The organism is Thauera aromatica, from assembly GCF_023093595.1.
In the GTDB taxonomy this organism is placed as follows: Bacteria; Pseudomonadota; Gammaproteobacteria; order Burkholderiales; family Rhodocyclaceae; genus Thauera; species Thauera aromatica_A.
In genome coordinates, this window is the sequence record NZ_JALLIK010000094.1 from 44,479 (window position 1) to 65,351 (window position 20,873).

General features: G+C 68.8%; 19 protein-coding genes. 5 read left to right on the forward strand and 14 right to left on the reverse strand.

All coding sequences use genetic code 11. From position 1 onward, the window contains the following. Window positions 1-115 precede the first annotated feature (115 nt). From peaA to peaD, 4 genes are read left to right on the forward strand one after another with little or no spacing between them, the layout of a single operon-like run. The gene (gene peaA / locus MXC99_RS06855) at window positions 116-1,708 is read left to right on the forward strand and encodes a quinohemoprotein amine dehydrogenase subunit alpha (RefSeq protein ID WP_247724742.1); all 1,593 of its coding nucleotides are present in this window, start codon (window positions 116-118) and stop codon (window positions 1,706-1,708) included. 19 nt (window positions 1,709-1,727) lie between these two features. Next, on the forward strand, window positions 1,728-3,170 hold the full coding sequence (gene peaB / locus MXC99_RS06860) for a quinohemoprotein amine dehydrogenase maturation protein (protein WP_247724743.1): 1,443 nt from the start codon (window positions 1,728-1,730) through the stop codon (window positions 3,168-3,170). Further along, window positions 3,167-3,490: a quinohemoprotein amine dehydrogenase subunit gamma gene (qhpC, locus tag MXC99_RS06865; protein WP_247724744.1), complete on the forward strand. Its 324-nt coding sequence runs from the start codon at window positions 3,167-3,169 to the stop codon at window positions 3,488-3,490. The genes peaB and qhpC overlap by 4 nt, the downstream gene beginning before the upstream one ends. A 14-nt stretch (window positions 3,491-3,504) precedes the next feature. Beyond that, window positions 3,505-4,641, forward strand: a complete 1,137-nt coding sequence (gene peaD, locus MXC99_RS06870) for a quinohemoprotein amine dehydrogenase subunit beta (RefSeq protein ID WP_247724745.1) — start codon at window positions 3,505-3,507, stop codon at window positions 4,639-4,641. A gap of 119 nt (window positions 4,642-4,760) precedes the next feature. Here the strand turns inward: peaD and MXC99_RS06875 are convergent, their stop codons facing one another. The 12 genes from MXC99_RS06875 to MXC99_RS06930 all read right to left on the reverse strand — a co-directional run bounded on the left by MXC99_RS06875 (window position 4,761) and on the right by MXC99_RS06930 (window position 18,630). After that, window positions 4,761-5,297, reverse strand: a complete 537-nt coding sequence (locus MXC99_RS06875) for a MarR family winged helix-turn-helix transcriptional regulator (protein WP_247724746.1) — start codon at window positions 5,295-5,297, stop codon at window positions 4,761-4,763. 221 nt (window positions 5,298-5,518) lie between these two features. Further along, entirely contained in the window at window positions 5,519-5,926 is a 408-nt protein-coding gene (locus MXC99_RS06880; RefSeq protein WP_247724747.1) for a thioesterase family protein, read from the reverse strand. A 54-nt stretch (window positions 5,927-5,980) separates the two neighbouring features. After that, window positions 5,981-8,077, reverse strand: coding sequence for a CoA-binding protein (locus MXC99_RS06885; RefSeq protein WP_247724748.1), 2,097 nt, complete (start codon window positions 8,075-8,077; stop codon window positions 5,981-5,983). A gap of 46 nt (window positions 8,078-8,123) precedes the next feature. Beyond that, complete coding sequence (gene paaK / locus MXC99_RS06890; protein ID WP_247724749.1) at window positions 8,124-9,458, reverse strand: phenylacetate--CoA ligase PaaK; 1,335 nt, start codon at window positions 9,456-9,458, stop codon at window positions 8,124-8,126. Beyond that, on the reverse strand, window positions 9,451-10,803 hold the full coding sequence (padI, locus tag MXC99_RS06895) for an NADH-dependent phenylglyoxylate dehydrogenase subunit beta (protein WP_247724750.1): 1,353 nt from the start codon (window positions 10,801-10,803) through the stop codon (window positions 9,451-9,453). The genes paaK and padI overlap by 8 nt, the downstream gene beginning before the upstream one ends. Before the next feature lie 10 nt (window positions 10,804-10,813). Then, complete coding sequence (gene padH, locus MXC99_RS06900) at window positions 10,814-12,070, reverse strand: NADH-dependent phenylglyoxylate dehydrogenase subunit epsilon (protein ID WP_247724751.1); 1,257 nt, start codon at window positions 12,068-12,070, stop codon at window positions 10,814-10,816. Between the two features lie 10 nt (window positions 12,071-12,080). Next, a complete protein-coding gene (gene padG, locus MXC99_RS06905) occupies window positions 12,081-13,331 on the reverse strand; it encodes an NADH-dependent phenylglyoxylate dehydrogenase subunit alpha (protein ID WP_247724752.1) in 1,251 nt (416 codons plus the stop codon). A 70-nt stretch (window positions 13,332-13,401) separates the two neighbouring features. Next, window positions 13,402-13,704: an NADH-dependent phenylglyoxylate dehydrogenase subunit delta gene (gene padF, locus MXC99_RS06910; protein ID WP_247724753.1), complete on the reverse strand. Its 303-nt coding sequence runs from the start codon at window positions 13,702-13,704 to the stop codon at window positions 13,402-13,404. Continuing rightward, entirely contained in the window at window positions 13,701-14,273 is a 573-nt protein-coding gene (gene padE / locus MXC99_RS06915; RefSeq protein ID WP_247724754.1) for an NADH-dependent phenylglyoxylate dehydrogenase subunit gamma, read from the reverse strand. Before padE ends, padF begins: the two co-directional genes overlap by 4 nt. 87 nt (window positions 14,274-14,360) lie before the next feature. Continuing rightward, window positions 14,361-15,242 carry a phenylacetyl-CoA:acceptor oxidoreductase gene (locus MXC99_RS06920; RefSeq protein WP_247724755.1) on the reverse strand — a complete coding sequence of 294 codons (882 nt, stop codon included), beginning with the start codon at window positions 15,240-15,242 and terminating at the stop codon, window positions 14,361-14,363. Then, complete coding sequence (locus MXC99_RS06925) at window positions 15,242-15,889, reverse strand: 4Fe-4S dicluster domain-containing protein (RefSeq protein WP_247724756.1); 648 nt, start codon at window positions 15,887-15,889, stop codon at window positions 15,242-15,244. The genes MXC99_RS06920 and MXC99_RS06925 overlap by 1 nt, the downstream gene beginning before the upstream one ends. Beyond that, the gene (locus MXC99_RS06930; RefSeq protein WP_247724757.1) at window positions 15,886-18,630 is read right to left on the reverse strand and encodes a molybdopterin-dependent oxidoreductase; all 2,745 of its coding nucleotides are present in this window, start codon (window positions 18,628-18,630) and stop codon (window positions 15,886-15,888) included. The genes MXC99_RS06925 and MXC99_RS06930 overlap by 4 nt, the downstream gene beginning before the upstream one ends. A 355-nt stretch (window positions 18,631-18,985) precedes the next feature. Between MXC99_RS06930 and MXC99_RS06935 the strand changes: the two genes are divergently transcribed. Further along, a complete protein-coding gene (locus MXC99_RS06935; RefSeq protein ID WP_247724758.1) occupies window positions 18,986-19,645 on the forward strand; it encodes a CBS and ACT domain-containing protein in 660 nt (219 codons plus the stop codon). A gap of 196 nt (window positions 19,646-19,841) precedes the next feature. Here the strand turns inward: MXC99_RS06935 and MXC99_RS06940 are convergent, their stop codons facing one another. Continuing rightward, on the reverse strand, window positions 19,842-20,381 hold the full coding sequence (locus tag MXC99_RS06940) for a ferritin-like domain-containing protein (protein WP_107220511.1): 540 nt from the start codon (window positions 20,379-20,381) through the stop codon (window positions 19,842-19,844). Continuing rightward, the coding region (locus MXC99_RS06945) for a thiamine pyrophosphate-dependent enzyme (protein ID WP_247724759.1) at window positions 20,378-20,873 on the reverse strand (496 nt) is incomplete at its 5' end. The genes MXC99_RS06945 and MXC99_RS06940, both read right to left, overlap by 4 nt.

Sequence of the window (20,873 nt, forward strand, 5' to 3'; positions counted from 1 at the left end):
TACAGCGGCGCGCTAATTTCTCATCCTGTGCCGGAACCCATGGCATAGCGACAAGACCGGTGCAAGGTGCGAAGCAGGCCGGCAAGGACCATTACACGAGCAAGGAGCGAGGGCCTTGAACAACGAAAACTCCATCCGTTCGATCGTCCGGACAGGCATTCTGGCGCTGGTCGGCGCATTCGGTGCGGCGCCGGCGCTCGCCGCGGCCGACGGCGAAGCGCTGCTGCGCACGACCTGCACGGCCTGCCATGCCGAGGCGGGCGGGACGATTTCCCGCATCAGCGGCCAGCGCAAGAGTCCCGAAGGCTGGCAGATGACGATTACCCGCATGCAGACCCTGCACGGCGTGCAGGTGACGCCCGAGGACAAGCGCGCCCTGATCAAGCACCTGGCCGATAGCCGCGGCCTGGCGCCGGCCGAGGCCGCGCCCTGGCGCTACCTGCTCGAGCATGACAACAACCGCGTCGAGCAAATCGGTGAAGCCTATGCACCGATGTGTGCGCGTTGCCACTCCGGCGCGCGCTTCGGCCTGCAGCGGCGCAGCGCGCAGGAGTGGGAGCTGCTCGTGCATGGCCACATGGGGCTGAACCCGACTCTCGAGCTGCATTCGATGGCGCGCGACCGGCCCTGGTTCAAGCTCGCTCTCGAGCAGATCGCCCCCGCCCTCGCCCGCGACTTCCCGCTCGAGTCGCAGGCCTGGCGCGACTGGCAGGCCGCGGTCAAACCCGCGCTCGGCGGCTCCTGGCGCATCGTCGGCCAGTTGCCGGGCAAAGGGGAGTTCGAAGGCCGGATGACGGCCACGCCGCTCGGCCAGGACCGCTTCGCGCTGCGCATCGACGGCCACCACGCCGACGGCCGCCCGCTCGGCGGCGAAGGCAGCGCAACCGTCTATACGGGGTACGAATGGCGCGCCAGCGTGAACATCGACGGGGTCGCGCTGCGCCAGGTGATGGCCGCCGACGCGCAGGGGCGGACGATGAGCGGACGCCTGCATCTGGCCGATTCGCGCCGGGTCGGCGCCACGCTGCGTGCGGTCAAGGAGGGCGCCGCGCCGCAGCTGGTCGCGGTAATGCCCGCGCACCTGCGCCAGGGCGAGACCGCGGTGCTGACCCTGGTGGGCAGCCGGCTCGACGGCGCGGTGAACCTGGGCCGGGGGGTGCGCGTGCTCGAAGTGCTGTCGCGCAGTGCCGACCGTGTCGTCGTGCGGGCCCGTGCGTCCGGTCCGGTGGGCGCGCGCGACCTCGCGGTCGGGCGTGCGCGCGGCCAGGGGATGCTTGCAGTGTATGACCGCATCGCCCGCATCGAGGTCGAGCCGGCGCAGGCCATCGCCCGCATCGGCGGACCGGGCGACAGCCAGCTGCCCAAGGTCGGGGTAGCCTACCGCGCGCTGGGCTACGCTGCCGGTGCCGACGGCATCGCCGGTACCGCGGACGACCTGCCCCTGGGCACGGTGCCGGTGCGCTGGTCGACCGCCCCCCTCGACGAGGCCGCGGCGCACGAGCGCGACCACGAGTTCGCCGGCACCATCGATGCCAACGGCTTGTTCACGCCGGCCGATGCGGGGCCGAACCCGGCGCGCGCGCGCTCGGCCAACAACGTCGGCCGCCTTGCCGTGCTCGCCACCGCGGGCGAAGGCGAGCACGCGGTGCAGGGGCGCGGCAGCCTCAACGTCGCGGTGCCCGATTTTGTCGAGCGTGCGCTCGATTGAGCGTGGCGGGAGCGAGGACATGAGCACGCTGCACCTGGTCGCCCCCAACCTGCACCGCCTCGACAGCGGCGGCCGGCAGATGCTGTTCCACGTGCCGAGCAGCGCGCTGTTCGAACTCGACGCCCCCGCGCGCGACGTGCTGGCGCTGTTCGACGCGCATGCCACGCTCGATGCCGAGGCGATCGAGGCTCGCCTGGCGCAGCGCCATGGCGTGGACGCCGTGCGCGAGACGGTGGCCGAACTGTGCCGCCTCGCCGTGCTTGCCGCGGATCAAGCGGCCCCGGGCAGCGGGGCGGTGCTCCCGGACCCGCCGCCCGCCTTCCCGCTCAACACGGTGGTGCTCAACGTCAATACCGGCTGCAACCTGAGCTGCACCTACTGCTACAAGGAAGACCTGAGCGCCCCGGCGCGGGGCCTGCGGATGTCGTTCGAGACCGCGGCGAAAGCGATCGAGATGCTGCTCGCCGAGTCGCCCGCGCAGCCGCGCTACACGATCGTGTTCTTCGGCGGTGAGCCGCTGTCGAACATGCCCCTGATCCGCGCCGTGGTGGCCCACGCCCAGCGCCGCTTCGCCGAGCACGGCGCGGCGGTGGATTTCACCCTGACCACCAACGCGACCCTGCTCGACAAGGGGCTGATCGACTGGCTCGATGCGAACCGGGTCGGCATCACGGTGTCGATGGACGGCCCGCCCGCGGTGCACGACCGCAACCGGCGCAGCTTCGGCGGCCAGGGTACCTACGACGTGGTGCGGCGCAAGGTCGACCTGCTGCTGGCGCATTACCGGTCGCGCCCGGTGGGCTGCCGGGTGACGCTGACGCGCGGCGTCACCGAGGTCGAGCAGATCTTCGACCATCTGTACCGGGAAGTGGGGTTCCACGAAGTCGGCTTCGGCCCGGTCACTTCCGGCGAGCTCCAGGCCTTCAACCTCGACGCCGAAGAACTCGCTGCGGTGTTCACCGGCCTCAAGGCGCTCGGCCGCCGCTACCTGGATGCCGCACTGGGCGGACGCAGCCTGGGCTTTGGCAACATGCACCAGCTGCTCACCGATCTGCACGAAGGCAACCGCAAGAGCCTGCCCTGCGGGGCGGGCATCGCCCTGCTCGCGGTCGACGGCAAGGGCGGGCTCAACCTGTGCCACCGCTTCACCGGTTCGAGCCTGCCGACCTTCGGCGATGTCGACGCCGGCATCGACCGCCCCCGGCTCGCGGCGTTCATCGCCCGCCGCCTCGAGCGCAGTGGCACCGGGTGCGAGCGCTGCCGCATCCGCAATATCTGTTCCGGTGGCTGCTACCACGAGAGCTACGCGAAATACGGCGATGCCGCGGTGCCGTCCTATCACTATTGCGAACTGCTGCGCGACTGGGTCGACTTCGGCATCGAAGTCTATGCCCGGATCGTCACCGAAAATCCCGGCTTCTTCGCCGAACATGTTTCTCCGAGAAGGAGTGTACGCGCATGAAACACCTCAAGTCCCTGAACAAGAAGGCTCGCCTCCTGGCGCAGGCCGAGCAGCCCGAGGCGGTGGAGGAAGTCGTCGCGATGCAGACCGTGGTCGGCTGCACCGCGACCACCGATCCCGGCTGGGAAATCGACGCCTTCGGCGGCGGCGGTTCGCTGTGCCAGCCGATGGAAGCCGACCTCTACGGTTGTGCGGATTCGTGCTGGTGGCCGGCGCAGGTGCCGGACACGATGAGCCACTATCCCGACTGGGGCGAGGGCAAGGATGGCGCGAGCCGCGACTGGCGCAAGCTCGACGGCATTTTCGAAGACAAGGAATGAGAGAGGCGCCCGCGATGACCATCCCCCTGCGCTTGAAAACCCTGGGCCTGAGCGGCCTGCTCGGGGCGGCCGCCCTGCTCGCCGGCTGTGCCGGGCCGCTGCGCCAGGCCGCACCCTATGATCCCGACCCGGAATACCTGCTCACGGTGACCCGGCCCGGCGTGCTCCAGGTGATCGACATGAAGACCGACACCCTCGCGCGCAGCTGCCCGGTGCCCGGCAAGTTCGGTTCGGGGGCGCTGGTGCCGGCGCCCGACGGGCGCCACGCCTTCGTCCTCAACAATCTGTCCGAGGACGTCTACGGTTTCGAGCTGGAGACCTGCAAGCTGGTCTTTTCGGCCAGGCAGTCGAGCGGCGACGTGCGGGTGAAGACCTTCCAGTCGATCGCGGTGAGCGCCGACGGCAGCGAGCTGTACACCGTGCAGAACCCGGTCCGCCGCCATCTCGACCGCTTCGAGGTGCTGCCGCCGCGGCTGGCGGTATACCGCATCGCCGACGGGCTCGAGGCGCAGCCGCTGCGGACCTTCCCGGTGAACCGGCGGATCACCAAGATCGCCGCCACCGCGACCGGCGAAGTCATCCTCGGCGGCGCCGACATCGAGGCCATCGACACCCGCACCGGTGCGGTGCGCACGGTCTCGGCGCTGGCGAGCTGGGACCGCGGGCCGCTGTGGTCGCAGCCGGACGCGTTCGCGATGCATTCCCAGGGCGAACACCGCAACGAGTACCTGATGCCCTACACCGCGGCGAAGTTCACCAGTCCGGCACAGGACATGGCCACGGCGCAGTGGTGGTGGGGCATGAGCCGCGTCGACCTGGCCACGGGCAAGGCCGAGACGCGGGAAATCTTCCCCTTCGAATTCATCGTGTTCACCATGGTGGCCGATCCGCGCGACCCGAACATCCTGTACGGCGCGTTCAACACCGTGTCCAAGCACGACATTTCTGCGCGCAAGACGCTGAAGGTGGTCGATCTCGACCAGACCTACTACAGCATCCAGATTTCGCGCGACGGCTCCCGGCTGTACATCGGCGGCGCCGGCAACGTGATCAGCGTGCACGACAGCGATTCGCTGCAGAAGACCGGTTCGATCCGGCTGCCGGGAGACATGTCGACCGCGGATGTGCGGGTGGCTTACGCGCGTCGCTGAACGGCGATCCGCGGGTGCAGCATCACGGCGGCCGTGGAGGCCGCCGTTTTTGTGTGCGCCGCCCGGTGCATGTCAGCCCTGCGGTCCGTGCCCGGGGCGGCGCCGGGGAAGAGATCGGCTCAGGGCGCGGTCGGCAGCGGCAGCTCGTCGTTTTGCTGCAGTCCGGCGACCACGCGCCCGAGGAGGGCGCGCAACTGGGCCTGCTCGTCCGCGCTGAGACGGCTGACGAGGCGCCGTTCGTGATCGAGTACTTGCGGGGTCAGGGTGTGCAGCAGCTCGCGCCCGGCGGCGGTCAGGTGGAGGGCGTTGGCGCGGCGGTTGTCGGGCGCGCGGATGCGCTCGACCAGTTTGCGCGCCTCGAGCTTGTCGAGTACCGACACCACGCTCGAACGGTCGAGCTGGATCGCTTCGGCGAGCTGGGTCTGCTTCATCCCGGGGTTGGCATCGATCAGGACGAGAACCCCGAACAGGGTCGGGGTGATTTCGGGGGCGCCGACGTTGACGCAGAAGTCGCGGAAAATGGCGATCTGGGCCAGGCGCAGGCGATAACCGACGAGCTCGGGGAGCAGGCCGTAGGTGATGGTGTCGGCGCGAAGCGGCGCTTGGGGTTCGGAGTGGCTGCTGCCCATCGGTGGCTGAGGTCGTTTGCCGTTCATCGGGCGATTGTAGCAGCCGGGGCACGAATGACGACGGGGCAGGGTGGGGGAAGTGATCCGGTTCGCGCCTGCGCAGGCGGGCGGCGGGCAGGACGAGGCGCGGCGGCCGGTGGGGGCGGGGAGTCGGGGGCAACGAATCGGGGGCGGCGGAGGCGGCCCCGGAAACGGCGCGGGGCCGCCCGTCTCCGGGCGACCCCGCGCTGCATTGCGGTGGGCGCCGCTCAGGCCGCCTTGGCCTTGGCGAGCTTGCCGAGCAGGCGCTGCTGGGTCTTGTCGACGCCGACCACGAAGCGGTTGTGGCGGCCGCGGGCGACTTCCTCGAGGGCGTCGCGGGCGCTGAATTCGAAGACCACGGCCGGGCCGTTGACTTCGACCAGCTTGACCGTGATCTCGACCCACATGCCGATCAGGGTGGCGCCGACGTGGTCGAGCTCGACCCGGGTGCCGACCGAATCCTTGCCTTCGCCGATGTGGGCGAGGAGCAGGTCGCGGCAGCACACTTCGATGTCGTAGAGCAGGGCGGGGGTCGAATACACGCGGCATTCGTCGCCCATGAAGGCGATGGTGCGGGCGGTGTCGATGTCGTAGCGGCGGGTCAGGGTCAGACCGGGTTGAAGGGTTTCACTCATTTGCAGGGCTCCATCAGGTAGGTGGGTCGGTCGGATTCGGAAAATAGCGCCGGCTCAGCGCTCGCCGAAATGCTTGCGGATGCGCTCGGCGTCGAGGCGGGCCTCGACGTAGCGTACCAGCGCACGGGTGCCGCGGGCGACGTTGCGGAACACGCACACGCCGCGATCCATCATCGCGGCGGCCATCGCATCGTAGAGGCGGCCGCCATCGACGACGGCGACGATCGGCTTGGCGCAGCGCTCGACCAGCGGCGGCAGGATGTGCACGGTGCCCGCCGGGTCGCTGATGTCGTAGCCCGGGCGCAGCTTGCTCTGCTCGAGACCGCGCACCATCGGCGCGGTGGGGTCGAGGCCGACCACCACGGCGTCGATGTCGTCGTCGGCGATCATCGCTTCGGTGATGCGGACGTGGGCGTCGTCGTCGGCGCCCGGGTTCATGTCGAGCGGGTTGCGCACCTCGACCAGGGCAGCGAGCTTCTTCTCGACCAGGATCTCTTCGACACGGGCGACGGTGGCGGCGCCGAGCGTGCCCATCCGCATCGAGAAGGTTTCGCCGTCGATCGAGTCGGCCGCGCTCACCGCTTCGAAACCGGCGCCGCTGGCGGCGCCGAGGCGGTTGCCGCCGATCTTCTTGGCGTGGAGCGTGCCGGCCATGTAGAACAGGTCGTCGAAGGTCTCGACGTTGTCGGTGACGATCGCGCCGGCCTGCTGCAGCACCGAGGCGAACAGCACCGGGTCGCCCGCGATCGAGGCGGTGTGCCCCATCACGCCGCCCTGGCCGGCTTCGCTGCGGCCGGACTTGTACACCACCACCTGCTTGCCGCCGAGCACCGCGCGGCGCACCGCGCGGGCGAAGGCGAGGCCGTCGAGGTCCTTGAAGCCCTCGACGTAGATGCCGATGCTGCGCACGTCCTCGCGCTCGGCGAACCAGGACAGCAGGTCGCCGTGGGTGAGGTCGGTCTGGTTGCCCATCGCGATCATGTAGCGCGGGTCGAGCCAGGGGTTCTGGCTCAGCCGGGTGATCATGAAGGCGCCGCTCTGGCTCAGCATCACCGCGTCGCGCTGGGCGCGCTTTTGCGGCTTGGGCAGGCGCTCGAGGGGAATGAACCAGGAGTCGTAGGCGCCCGGGTGCGACACCACCCCCAGGCAGTTGGCGCCGAGGAACACCGGGCCGCCGTCGCCGCGGGCGTGGGCGGCGTTGATCTTCGCCGCCAGCGCGGCGGCCGGCTCGCGGCTCTTGGCGGTTTCGCCGAGGCCGCCGGGAATCAGCATCACCGCCTCGACGGTGTTGCTCTCGAGGATTTCGTCGACGAGCGGATAGACCGCGTCGGCGGCGACCGCGACGATCAGCAGGTCGAGCTTGCCCTCGATCGCGCCCACGCTCTCGATGCAGCCCACGCCGTCGATTTCGCCGCCGCCGGCGCGGATGATGCACAGGCGCTCGGGCGGGCAGCCGCTGCCGAGCAGGTTGCGCAGGATGATGCGGCCGAAGTTCATGCCGTTGGCCGACACCCCGATGATGCCGATGCGCTGGGGGTGGAGGAGGCGGTCGATCTTGTGGATCGGGCGCGCCACGCGCTGTACCGGCGCGGCGCCGACACTGGCGCGGGCGCTGACGACGCGGATCGACTCACCGTCGTAGGTGCAGTCCAGGCGTAGCTCCTGGAGCACGGCGCCGGCCTGCGGGGCGTCCGGGCGCGCGTCGCGGGTGATTGCGAGCACGGCGTCGAAGCAGGCGGCGAGCGCGGCGTCGGGCAGCGGCCGGCCCGCGCGTGCGGCGAGAAGGGCGATGCGCCGATACGCCAGGGTGTGGCGGAAGCGCTCGAGGAAGTCGGCGCCGTCGGTGAGCTCGACCGCGGCGTGGACCGCGGCGCGGTCACGGGCGAAATCGGCCGGATCGAGCTCGGCGTCGAGGCCGCCGAGGCCGGCGCTGAGGACGAGCCCGAACTCGCGCGTGGTGTGGGCGCGCAGCGCGAACTCGATCGCGCCGGCGGGGACCGCGGGGGCGCGCTCGAGCCCGGTCAGCGCCAGCAGGGCGGCGGTCCGGGCGTCGTCGAGGGTCTCGCCCCCGTCACGCAATGCGCTTTGCAGGATCCCGGCCGCTTCGGCGGTGACGGTTTCCGGTGCGGAATTCCCGGTGGCCTGGGTCATCGTGTGTCTCCTCTGGTGTGTAGGCTTGCGGCGGGGCGGGAGCGGCTCAGAGGCCGGCTTCCTGCAGGTTGCGGCGGTCGATCACGCGCTTGGCCTTGCCCACCTGGGTGCGCTCGATGCTGTCGGTGTCGAGGATTTCGATTTCGGCGGTGACTCCGACCAGGCTCTTGATCGCGTGGCGGACGTCGGCGGCGAGCTGCAGGCGGTCGGCGCGGCCGATGCTCTCGGAGATGTCGGGACGCAACTCGGCGCGCACGGTGAGGCGGTCGAGGTGGGCGTCGCGGCTGAGCACGAGCTGGTAGTGGCCGCACAGCTTGTCATTGCGCAGGAGGATCTCCTCGATCTGGGTCGGGAACACGTTGACCCCGCGGATGATCAGCATGTCGTCGCTGCGCCCGGTGATCTTGTCCATCCGCCGCATGCTTCGTGCGGTGCCCGGCAGCAGGCGGGTGAGGTCGCGCGTGCGGTAGCGGATCACCGGCATCGCTTCCTTGGTCAGCGAGGTGAACACGAGCTCGCCGAGTTCGCCCTCGGGCAGCACTTCGCCGCTCACCGGGTCGATGATCTCGGGGTAGAAGTGGTCTTCCCAGATGTGCGGACCATCCTTGGTCTCGACGCATTCGCTGGCCACGCCCGGCCCCATCACTTCGGACAGGCCGTAGACGTCGACGGCGTCGATGCCGAGCCGGGTCTCGATCTCGTGGCGCATCTCGTTGGTCCACGGTTCGGCGCCGAACAGGCCCATGCGCAGCGAGGTGCTCGAGGGGTCGAGCCCGCGGCGCTCCATCTCGTCGGCCAGGGTCAGCATGTAGGACGGCGTCGCCAGGATGATGGTGGGGCCGAACTCCTGGATCAGCTGGATCTGCTTGTCGGTGTTGCCGCCGCCCATCGGGATCACCGTCGCGCCGAGGGCCTCGCCGCCGTAGTGCGCGCCCAGGCCGCCGGTAAACAGGCCGTAGCCGTAGGAGTTGAGGATGATGTCGTCGCGGCTGCCGCCGGCCGCGCGCAGCGAGCGCGCCATCACGCCGGCCCAGGTCTGGATGTCGTTACGGGTGTAGCCGACCACGGTGGGGCGGCCGGTGGTGCCGGACGAGGCGTGGACGCGCACGATGTCGGCCATCGGCACCGCGAACAGGCCGTAGGGGTAATTGTCGCGCAGGTCCTGCTTGCTGGTGAACGGAAACTTCGCCAGGTCGGCGAGCTCGCGCAGGTCCGACGGATGCACGCCGGCGGCGTCGAACGCGTTGCGGTAGTGGGGGACGTTGTCGTAGGCGTGCTGCAGCGACCAGCGCATGCGCTCGAGTTGCAGCTTGGCCAGGGTGGCGCGATCGGCGAACTCGATCGGCTCGTGGGTTGCAGTGTTCGAAGTGGTATCAGCCATGTTCTTTCTCCGCGATCTTCTGTACGAAGCGCAAGTTCTCCTCGACCTTGTTCTGGATGTGTTCGATCTGTTCCGGGCTCAGGTGGCGGAAACGCCCCATCGCTTTCAGGTAATCGACGACCGGCAGCGGGCTGTCGACCGGGCGCGAGAAGCTCAGCCCGGTTTCGGGGGTGTATTCCCACAACGTGACGAAATTCGATTCCACCGCCTTGCGCGCGACCTCGATGTTCATTGCACTCTGGAAGCGCCAGCCGGTGGTGCAGGGCGAATACACGTGGAGGTAGGCGAAGCCGTGCTCGGAGGCCTCGAGCGCCTTGTCGAGCTTGGCGTAGAGGTCCTCCATGTAGGCGGTGGACGCGGTTGCGACGTAGGCGCAACGGTGGTTGACCATGATCAGCGGCAGGTTCTTGGCGTCCTGGGTCTTGCCCCGGGTGTGGGCGCCGACCGGCGTGGTCGAGGTCCACGCACCGTAGGGGGTGCAGCTCGAGCGCTGCATGCCGGTGTTCATGTAGCCCTCGTTGTCGACCACCATGAACAGGATGCGCTCGCCGCGTTCGGCCGCGCCCGACAGCGACTGGAAGCCGACGTCGGAGGCGCCGCCGTCGCCGGCGATCGCCATCGCGGTTACCTTGCGCCCGACCCGTTCATACTGGCGCTTGACCCCGGCGAGCATCGCCGCGGTGTTGGTCAGCAGCGGGTGGAACACCGGAACCTTGGTGCCGGTGGTGCCGTTGAAGCCGACCGAGCCCATCCCCGGGACGCAACCCGGCGGGGTGGCGAGCACGGTGTCGGGACCGACCCGGCGCAGGGTGTGGCGCATCAGCAGCTCGGTGTTGCAGCCCTGGCAACCGGCCAGGCCGGGGGCGAAGAGGTCTTCCCAGCCGCCGACTTCGTTGTAGATGCGGGCGGTGGTGACGTGGCGCAGGGCGCCGGTCGGGCAGGCCGGCACGCAGGCGGGCTTGCCGTCGCAGGTGTCGCACTTGCTGACGCGGCCGGTGTATTCATCGAGGGCGATGCCGGCGTAGCTGCAGCCGATCGTGCACAGCAGGCAATCGACGCACTTCGAGGCATCCCAGTCGATGACGCCGGTGGCGCCGTTCTTGCCGAGCGCGCCGGCCGGACAGACGGTGACGCACTTGGGGTCGCCGCACTGGCGGCACAGCGCGAGCTCGAACGCGCTCTTGGCGGCGGCGCCGGTTGCGGCGGCGGCCTTGGGCATGATCTGGATCAGCGAGCGGCGGATGTCGTCGGATTCGAACTTGGCGCCCGCGCAGGCTTTCATGCATTCGCCGCAACCGTCGCATTTGGATGCGTCGAAGGCGATGGTGGAATAGGCTTGTCCCATGGTGTGCTCCTCAGCGCCAGAGGTTCGACATCAGCGCGCGGCCGGTGGCGAGCGGCTCGGCCATGAACCGGTCGCGGACCGGCCCGAGATCGGTCTTGCGCAGGATCAGCTGCGCCATCACGCCGGCATCGAAGAATTCGTTGACGCCGAAAATGCCGGTCAGGCGGTTGTCGCGGTCGAACACCACGCGCAGGTAACGGCCGCTGTCCTGGTCGAAGCGCACCCGGGCGTCGCCGCCTTCGGGTACCTGGCTGTTGCCGACCGAGATCGCATGGCGGCCGAAGAAGTGGTAGGTGTTCAGCGCCAGCCCGCCCTGGTAGGGCTTGGCGCCCGGATCGCCCGCCATTCCCATGCCGGCGATGCGGCCCTGGATGCTGGCGTCGGGGAGGATCGCGTTCATGATCGGTGCGTCGCTGAAAAAGCCGCGGGCCTGGGCGCAGTCGCCGGCGGCCCAGACGTCGTCGACGTTGGTGCGCATGGCGTCGTCGACCAGGATGCCGCGCTCGGTGGCGACGCCGCTGCCGTCGAGGTAATCGAGCTGGGGGCGCACGCCGACCGCGACCAGCAGCAGGTCGGCATCGACGCTGTCGCCGCCTTCGAGCTGCAGGCGCACGCCGGTGTCGGTCTTCTGCACCCCGACCACGCGGCTGTTGGTGCGGATCGTGGCGCCGTTGTCGAGGAAGGCTTCCTCGATCAGGGCGGCGGCGGTGTCGTCGAAGTAGCCCGAGGTCAGCTGCGCGTTCATCTCCACGATGGTGACTTCGGCGCCGGCCTTGACCAGGTTTTCCGCGGCGTGCATGCCGACCAGGCCGGCGCCGAGGACGACCGCGCGGCGCGACTGGGTCATCGCCGCGCGCAGCCGGGTGGCATCGTCGAGGGTGCGCAGGACGTGGAATTCGACTGTGTCGATGCCCGGGATCGGCGGCACGATCGGGCTCGCGCCGGTGGCGAGGAGGAGCTTGCGGTAGCCGATTTCGCTGCCGTCGGCAAGGGTCGCGACATGGCGTTCGGCATGGACGGCGGCGAGCGCGCTGGCGGCGCGGTACTCGACCCGGTTGCGGGTGAAGAACTCGGCGTCGCGCAGATAGACGCGCTCGGGCGCGGAGCGCCCGGAAACGACGTAGGGCAGTACGGTCGGGGAGTAGGGCGGGTGGGGATCGCGGGTGATCACGGTGATGCTGCCCGCCGCATCGTGCATGCGGATCGCGTTGATGGCTTCGAGCGCGGCATGGCTGCTGCCGGCGATCAGATAGTCGGTGGTGTGCATCGTGGCTACCTCAGTCCTTGGCGTTGAGCCATACCGGCTCGTCGGAGGCGGGGCGGGTGAGCAGGGCCCGGGTCTCGTCGATGACGCGGTGGAAGATGGCGGTGGTGAGGTCGGCGCCGGCCAGGCCGCCGATGAAGCTCTGCGCCGGGACGTGGCGGCCGAGGCGGTAGAGCACGCCGAGCGTTTCCTGGAACATCGGGCCGCAGTTCCAGCGGAAGGCGACCGAGCGGTCGACCACGCCGAGGGCGCGGACGTTGCGCAGCGCGTGCTTGAGGGCGGCGACCGGGAACGGGCTGAAAGTCTTGATCTTGATCAGGCCGACCTTCTCGCCGGCGGCGCGGGCTTCATCGATCGCATCCTTGGCGGCGCCGGTCATGCTGCCCAGGGTCATGATCGCGTATTCGGCGTCGTCGAGGCGGTATTCCTCGACCAGCGGGGCGAAGCGGTGGCCGAAGCGCTCGGCCCACTCCTCGTGGATCTCGCTGATCACGCGCAGCGCGTTCTGCATGCCGCGGCACTGGCCGCGGCGGTAGCGGGCGAAGGTCTCGGGGCCGTTGCCGCCGGAGCCGCCGGTGAGCGGGTCGACCGCCATCGGGCGCTGGGGGTCGAGGGCGACGTGCCAGTTGACGTCCTTCGCGCCCATGAAGGCATCGACTGCGGCCTGCTCGGGCAGCTCGATGCGCGACGCGCCATAGGACAGGTAGTTGCCGTCCAGGCAGACGTTGACCGGCAGCATGACGTCGTGATGCTCGGCGAGCTTGAACGCCATCACCGTGGTGTCGAGCACTTCCTGCACCGTCTCGCAGTACATCTGGATCCAGCCGGACTCGCGCACGGTCATCGCGTCCTGGTGGCCGCCCCACACCGACTGCGGGGTGATGCCGTCGCGGGTCACGATCGTCATCACCAGCGGCAGGCGCATGCCGGAAGTGCGCAGGTAGGGTTCGAACATGAAGGCCAGGCCGGGGCCACAGGTCGCGGTGTAGGTGCGGGCGCCGGCGAGCGCACCGCCCTGCAGCACCGACAGCACCGAGTGTTCGCCTTCGGCGTCGACGATGTCGGCGTCCATGCGGCCCTCGGCGATCAGCGAGGCGAGTTTTTCCACCAGCGAGGTCTGCGGCGTGATCGGGTAGACCGCGACCATGTCCGGGCGCGCGAGGGCGACGCCGAGCGCGGCGGCTTCGTTGCCCTCGCACAGTACCGCCTTGGTCGTGGCGCGTGCGGTCGCGGTGTTCGGCGTGTCGATCGTCGTCGTGCTCATTGGCTCATCTCCATGCAGGCGGGTTGCGGGATCGTGCTCGCGTCCCGCGCGCAGGCATTCGGGTTCCGTTTCATTGCGCCTCCGGGATCATCGTGATTGCGCGCTGGGGGCATTCCTGGGCGCAGATCCCGCAACCCTTGCAGGTCTGCAGGTTGAAGTCGAACCAGGCAGCGCGCTCTTCCACGCACTGCACCGGACAGTACAGCCAGCACACCGCGCACTTGACGCATTTGTCGCGATCGACGACCGGACGGAAGCTGCGCCAGTCGCCCGGGCGCATCGGGCTGAGTTCGGTGGCGACCGGACAGAGGTCGTCGGGAACGCCGGCCTGCTTCAGGTGGTAGGCCGGATAGGGGTGATGACGGTCGCTCATGCAGTGACCCTCCGCTCGATGGTATGGACCACGGTCTCGGTGTAGCCGCGCTCGAGGGCCGTGAGGTTCTGTTTCAATCCGGCATCGCGGAAGTCCGACTCCTCGATCACCTGCTTGAGCGCCTCGAGCGAGACCACCCCGGTGGTGCGGGCGAAGGCGCCGAGCATCAGCGTGTTGGTGATCAGGCGGCCGAAGATTTCGTTGGCGATGCGGACCGCGTCGCACAGGCCGACGGTCCCCACCGTGGCGGGCAGGCGCAGCTCCTCGAGCGGCCTCGACGTCGCCTGGACGAGGGCGCCGCCGGGCTTGAGGCCGGCGAAGATGTCGACCGAGTTGGCCACCGTGGGATCGACGCAGATGATGCAGTCGGGGTGGTAGATGTTGGTCAGCTGGCGAATCTCACGATCGCTGCAGCGCATGAAGGATACGACCGGCGCCCCCCGGCGCTCGAAACCGAACGAGGGAATGGATACCGCGTATTTGCCTTCGATGACCAGCGCCGTCGCGAGCAGCTCGGCCGCCAGCACGGCGCCTTGGCCGCCGCGGCCGTGAATCCGGACTTCATACATGGGGAAATCTCCTTGGGTGGGCGGCGAAACGCTCCCGGTCGCCGGGCCGGAACCGGCCCGGCGCATGATATTTCAGTTCCAGCCGGTTCAGTTCCAACCGGGCTTCACGCCGGGGCGCGCATGTCCGGGCGTGCGCGCCGGCACATGAGTGAGGGCGAAACCCTGGGTGTAGGCGATGCGGGTGATCAGGGCGAGCTTGAAGTGCCACCCTGCCGCCGCCATCGCCACCCCGGCCAGCGCCATCAGGGCGGTCGCCGCCCCGCCTTGCAGGACCAGCGCCAGCGCCAGCAGGACGGCGGGCAGGTAGTGGCCGAGCGGGACGAACAGCCTGCCTTCGGCGTCGAGCGCGCGCACCGCCTTGAGCGGTGCGGAGTCGGGCGCGGCGAGGCGGGCACGGTAGCGCCGCCACAGCCACCCGCGCAGGGCGACGAGGATCAGCATCGGCAGGGCGAATGCGGCCCCCGGCCCCTGCGGCAGCATCGCCGCGACGAGGGCGAACAGGCCCGCGCCTTCGGTCAGCCCGGTGGTGATCAGCAGCGGCAGCAGGGCCGCCTCGCGCCACGCCGGAATGCCGCGCGCCGCCTGCAGGATGCGCGCCTGGCAGTACAGGAAACCGAGACCGACGAGGGCGGCGAGCCAGGCGGCGGCGAGCGCGCCGGTCAGCACGGCGAGCGCGCCGGCGGCAAACAGCGGCATCGCCACGATCGCTTCGCGGGTCATCCAGGAGGTGCGGGCGTGGAAAAACACGTTCAGTGCCCGCCACGGCTTGCCGATTTCCAGCCATACGCAGAACAGGCCGCCACCGATGCAGGCCAGGGCCAGGAGCAGGGGAGGAAGCAGCGCGGTGTCGTGGGCCGTGGCCGCGAGCACGGCCCACAGCAGCAGGCCGGTGCCGGTGCCGCCGCCGATGAAGTTGCCGGCCGCGCGGGCATCCCAGAAGGGTTGCAGTTCGGGTTGGACGCCTCTCATTATTTTTTCTCCCACAGGTAGAAGAATCCGGGACCCGTGCCGAGCTCCTCGTGCATGCGGAAATGTTCGTTTTCGCGCAGCAGCCGGGAAGCCTTGCTGTTGGGGTCGTCGATGTCGCCGAAGGTCAGCGCGTTGGCGATGCAGGCGTTGGCGCAGGCGGGCGTGGCGTCGGGGTCGACGCCCGGGGTGAGGCCATGGGCGACGCCGTAGTCGATGCGATCGGAGCAGAAGGTGCACTTGGTCGCGACGCCGACGCGGGCCGGGTCGGCGCGCTGCTTCTCGTTCGCCATCGGGCGGTCGCCATACGCCGGTTCGGCGAAACTGACCTTGTAGCGGGCGTTGTAGGGGCAGGCGACCGAGCAGTAGGCGCAGCCGATGCACAGGTCGTAGTCGATCGTGACCAGGCCGTCGGCGCGCTTCTTGGTGGCCGTGGTCGGGCATACCGTTTCGCACGGCGGTTCATCGCAGTGCTGGCAGCCGACCGGCACGAAGGTGCGCGACACGTCGGGAAATTCGCCCGATTCGACATCGAGGACCCAGCGCCACTGGACGCCGGGAGGGGTGGCATTGGTGTGCTTGCAGGCGGCCGTACAGGTCTGACAGCCGACGCAGCGCCGCAGGTCGGCCACCATGGCATAGCGCGTCATTGTGCACCTCCGACTCTCTTGATTGATACGGGAACGATATCGGCTGCCGAGCCGGTGGCATCGGTCAGGTCCATCAGCATCGGCACCAGGCTGTTCATGCTGGGGACATCGAAGTCCTTGGCGTAGGGCGTGATCCAGTGGTCGAACTGGCCCACCATCAGCAGGGTGTCGGGACGGATGCCCTGGCGCAGGACCACGCGGCCGCGGGTTTCGCGCAGCGGCGAACGCACTTCGACGAGGTCGCCGTCTTCGATGCCGAGCTTCGCCGCGGAGGCGGGGTTCATGATCACGCCGCGGTGGCCGGCGACGTTGGCGGCGACTTCGCGCACCATCTGCAGGGCGACGTTGCCGCCCCAGGCGTACTGCATGCTGCGCGCGGTCAGCAGCCAGAACGGGAAGTCTTCTTCGCGCCCGCCCAGATTGGCAATCACCGCATGCTTGATCAGGTGCGAGAAGTCGTGGAAATCGGGCAGCGGGCGGTACTCGGTGAGCTGGCGGTCCCACCAGTCGATGCCGGATTCGTGCAGGCGGCGGCCGAGCTCGGTGCCGATGCGGAAGATGCGCTCCTGGTAGGGCATCTCGAAGCGCAGCTTGTTGTCCTTCATGTGCGGGTAGAGATACCACTGCAGGCGCGGGTAATCGATGGTGCGGAAGCCGTGCTCGCGCCACCAGTCGAGGCCGTGGTCCTCGGCGCCGCCGGTCAGCTCGGCGCTCGCGGCGCGGCAGCTCGCCTCCCAGATTTCCTCGACGCCGTGGGTCTGTCCGAGATCGAGGGAGTAATCGTAGTTCGGCCCCTTCAGCGGCACCCCGGCGGCGCCCTTGTTGATCGCCTTGTTGTAGGGCTCCTGGATACCGGCACGGCGGGCGAGTTCGGAGGCGATCCAGGTGAAGTCGCGCGCCTCGCCCTGCGGCGCGACCGCCGGCTGGCGCAGGGCGAAGCCCTGGTGGTCCCAGAACTGCTCGACGTACTTGGTGCCGCCGATGCGGATCAGCTGCAGGCCTTCGAGGTCGGTGCAGTCGGGCAGCAGGACGTCGGCGAAGTGGTTGGTCTCGTCGCGGGTGTAGGTGAAGGCGACCACGAACGGGAACCTGGAGACGGCTTCGGCGACCTGCGGCGTATCCCAGAACGAAATCACCGGGTTGGTGCGGTAGAAGAACCAGACGTCGGGCTGGGTCGGCTCGGGGAAGTTCTCGAAGCCGTGGCGCTGCTGCATCCAGGCGAGGTGGGTGGGGCCGAGGGCGGCGCTCCAGGCCGAGTTCGCCACCAGCGGCACGAGAGTGCGGTTGGCGTTGCGGATCTGCGGGCGGGAAACCCAGTTGTCCTTGTCGGTGGGGTTGAACGGGTAGTCCATGAAACCGTCGGGGCCGGGCTTGGCGCTGCTCTGGCGGTCGCTGGCGGGGCGGTTCAGGCGCACCGTGGTGCCGATCGTGCCGCCGGGGACGTCGAGGGCGCCGACCAGGCAGGCCATCAGGGTGCGGGCCCAGCAGCAGTCGTAGCCGCCCCAGCCGTTGTTGACGGTCTTGCCCAGGGTGATCGCCACCGGGCGGAAGGGCAGGGTGCGGCCCTCGATCTCGATGGTGGCGCCGATCTGGGCGTGGTCGAGGTATTCGTTGGCGACGCGGCGGATGGTGTCGGCGGGAACGTCGCAGACCTTCGCCGCCCACTCCGGGGTGAAGGTGCGCTCGTGCTCGGCGAGCTTGCCGAAGGCGGTGAGGACGCGCACCTGGACATGGTCGACGGTTTCATCGTCGGGCAGGACTTCGAGGCCGGATGCGGTGAATTCACCGTCCAGTGCGGGATCGATGTCCGCAGTGTCGAACGGCACCGCGGCGGCGCGCTTCAGATCCCACACCAGCGGCTTGCGCGTGTCCGGATCGCGCAGGTAGAGCCCGTTGGGCGCGACCAGGTAGGGCGAGGCGGTCATGTGCTTGAGGAAGTCGATGTCCAGCCGCGAGCGGGCGTTCTCGAACAGCATCACGTGGATCATCGCGTGCATGAACGCGGGGTCGGTCTTGGGCTTGATCGGCACCCACTCGGCCGAGCAGCCGCCGGTAACCGACAGGTGGGGCTCGACCTGGACGCGCTTGACGCCCTGCTCGACGCGCGCTTCGGCATGGCGCCAGACCCCGCACACGCCGCCGGAAGCTTCGATGTTCATGCCGAAGGAGACGATGTACTTGGTCCGCGGCGTGTCCGGGCAGACGATGAAAGCGCGGTGCCAGAGCTCGCCGTAGAGGTGCTCGGAGTGGTAGCACTTGACCCCCTGGCCGCTGCCGAAGCTCAGGTCGACCGGCCCCCAGGCGGCGAGGAAGGCGGGGAAGGTCCCCATGTACTGAGTCGGGGTGCCGCCGCCGCCGAAGCTCGCCGCCACGCGCGGATAGCCGGAAGCGTCGAGCAGCCCGTTCGCACGCACGGTGTTGAGCTTGTCGGCGATCAGGTCGAGGGCCTCGTCCCACGAGATCGGCACGAAGCCGGGGTCCTCGTCGCGCCCCTTCTTCGGGTTGGTGCGCTTCATCGGCGTGAGCACGCGGTTCGGGTTGTAGGTCTTCTGCACCAGGCCGAAGGCCTTCACGCAGACCCGGCCCGCCGCGGGATGTACGCCTTCGGCGTCGAAGTTGGGCTCGATCGCGGTCGCGACTCCGTCCTCGACCTTGACCTTGAGCAGATCGGGGCCGGCCACGCACTGGTAACAGTAGGTGGCGACCTTGCTGACGCCTGTCGGGCAATTGGGGGTCGTCATGGTGAGTCTCCTTCGGATGCGGGTGTGGCGACAGCGCGGCTGGGCCGGTGAGCGGTCCGGGACCGTGACCGGCAAGCGGTCCGCGCTGATCGCTTATGGACCCATAATAGAAGCTATGACTGACCGGTCGGTTGACGAATGTCAAAGGATCGATGTGACGTTGACGTCAGCTGCGGATTTTCCCTCCGCGAGAACCGTCGATACCGCTAAATGCCGCGTCCTGACCGGGGTTTTCCGATACACTCGACGATGCTGGCCCGGTCGGCGTCCAGGCGGGCCATTGCCACGGATTCCGCGCATGGAGGATCATGACGTGCGCGGATTTGCTGCTGTCCATTCTGTCAGGAGTGTTTTCATGTTCGTCGAAAGGATCATGACCCGGGATGTCTTGCACGTCGCCCCGGACGCCACTTTTGCGCAGGTCTCCGAGATCATGCGCCTGAAGAAAGTGCGCCATCTGCCCGTAGTGGAAGCCGATGGCCGCCTGATTGGCATCATTTCGCATCGGGACGTGCAGCGCGCGCAGCCGTCCACGATCACGACGCTGGACGTGGGGGAAGTGAAATACCTGCTGTCCAAAGTGAACGCCGCGGACATCATGCACAAGAAGGTGATCACTTGTGCGCCCTCGACCCTGATCGAGGAAGCGGCGCGCCTGATGCGCCCGAACAAGCTCGGTTGCCTGCCAGTCGTGGAAAACGACCGCCTGGTGGGTATCATCACCAGCGTCGACCTGCTCGATTTCTTCCTCGACATCACCGGCTGCTGGGTGGAAGGCTCGACCCGGATCACCGTGAGCCTGCCGGACCAGACCGGCCAGCTGGCGGCCTTGCTGGCGACGGTCAGCGCGCACGGCGGTTACATCGTATCGGTGGTGTCGCCGCGCACGCCGCAGAGCGAAGGCAAGCGCATCGCGATGATCCGCTTCGACGCCGATGATGCCGAGCGCGTGATCACGGGTTTGCGCGAGGCCGGCTACGATCTCAGCGTGGACATCACTGCGAGCGGGAAGTAAGCCGAACGGAAAGGTCGGCCCGGGCTTCGGCGCAGGGCCTTCCGCTACCCGGGCGCCGGCCCGTGAGGGGCGTGCGCAAGGATTGCTCACCGGAAGTGCTGTAAACGAACCGAGGGCGGGCCATCAGGACCCGCCCTCGGTTCGTTCACCCGGGCTGGGCGGCGACCGCCGCCCACCGGGAGGGTGCTGCGCCCGCTTATTCCTGCGGCAGCGGGGGGTCGGCGTCCTCGCTCCAGCCTTTCGGGGGCGGCTGGAAGCGTCCCAGCCAGCCTTGGAGCAGGGTCACGTGCTCACGCTCGGTCTCGCACAGTTCGCGTGCGATCTTGCGCACGTCCTCCCGCCCGGCCTGGTCGGCAAGACGCTCGTAGAACGCCACGCCCTTGCGCTCGGCTTCGAGCGCCATCGCGATGGCGTGGTAGGGATGCATCATGTAGTGCAGGCCTTCCGCGCTCGCCGACGGGGCTTCGGGGCTTTCTGGGGTCTGCCAGGCATATTCCCAAGGCGCGATGTGCGGAAGGGTGTGGCCGTCGCTGAGATCATTGACGTTATCCACATGCAGCTTCTCGATCTCGGCGAGCTTGCGGAACAGTGCAGCGACTTCCGGATTGTTGTGGGTCTCCATCTGGTCGGCCAGCATTTCGTAGCGTTCGACCGCTTCGTTCTCCATCGCCAGGGCGTGGGCGAGGAGCTGCTCCACCGACTGGATGCTGTTGTCCTGCGGCTCGGTAGCGCTCATAGCACGAACTCCTTCTCGAGATCTGCAACGGAATCGACGCTGGCTTTCAGCGCCGCCTGGAAGGGTTTACGGCTGCCGCGATACAGCACACCGATGTTGAAGCCGTCGTCGGTCATCAGGCGGCGGGCGGCACGCGCCGGATCGTCGGTCGGATCGACCGCGGCCGGGTGTACGGCGTCCTTCCAGTCGCGCTGCTCGGGGCGGAAGGTGACGCAGGGGCTGAGCAGCTGGACGAAGGAGAAGCCCGGGTGGCGGATCGCCTCGGTGATCAGCTGGGCGGCGCCGTTGGGGTCGCCGGAGAAGCCGCGGGCGATGAAGTTGGCGCCGGCGGCGAGCGCGATCACCAGCGGGTGGAAGGGGTTGATGCCGGTGCCCTGGGGAGTGAGCTTGCTCTTTTCCCAGTCCGGCGCGGTGGTCGGCGAGGCCTGGCCCTTGGTCATGCCGTAGACTTCGTTGTCCATGACGATGTAGGTCATGTCGACGTTGCGCCGG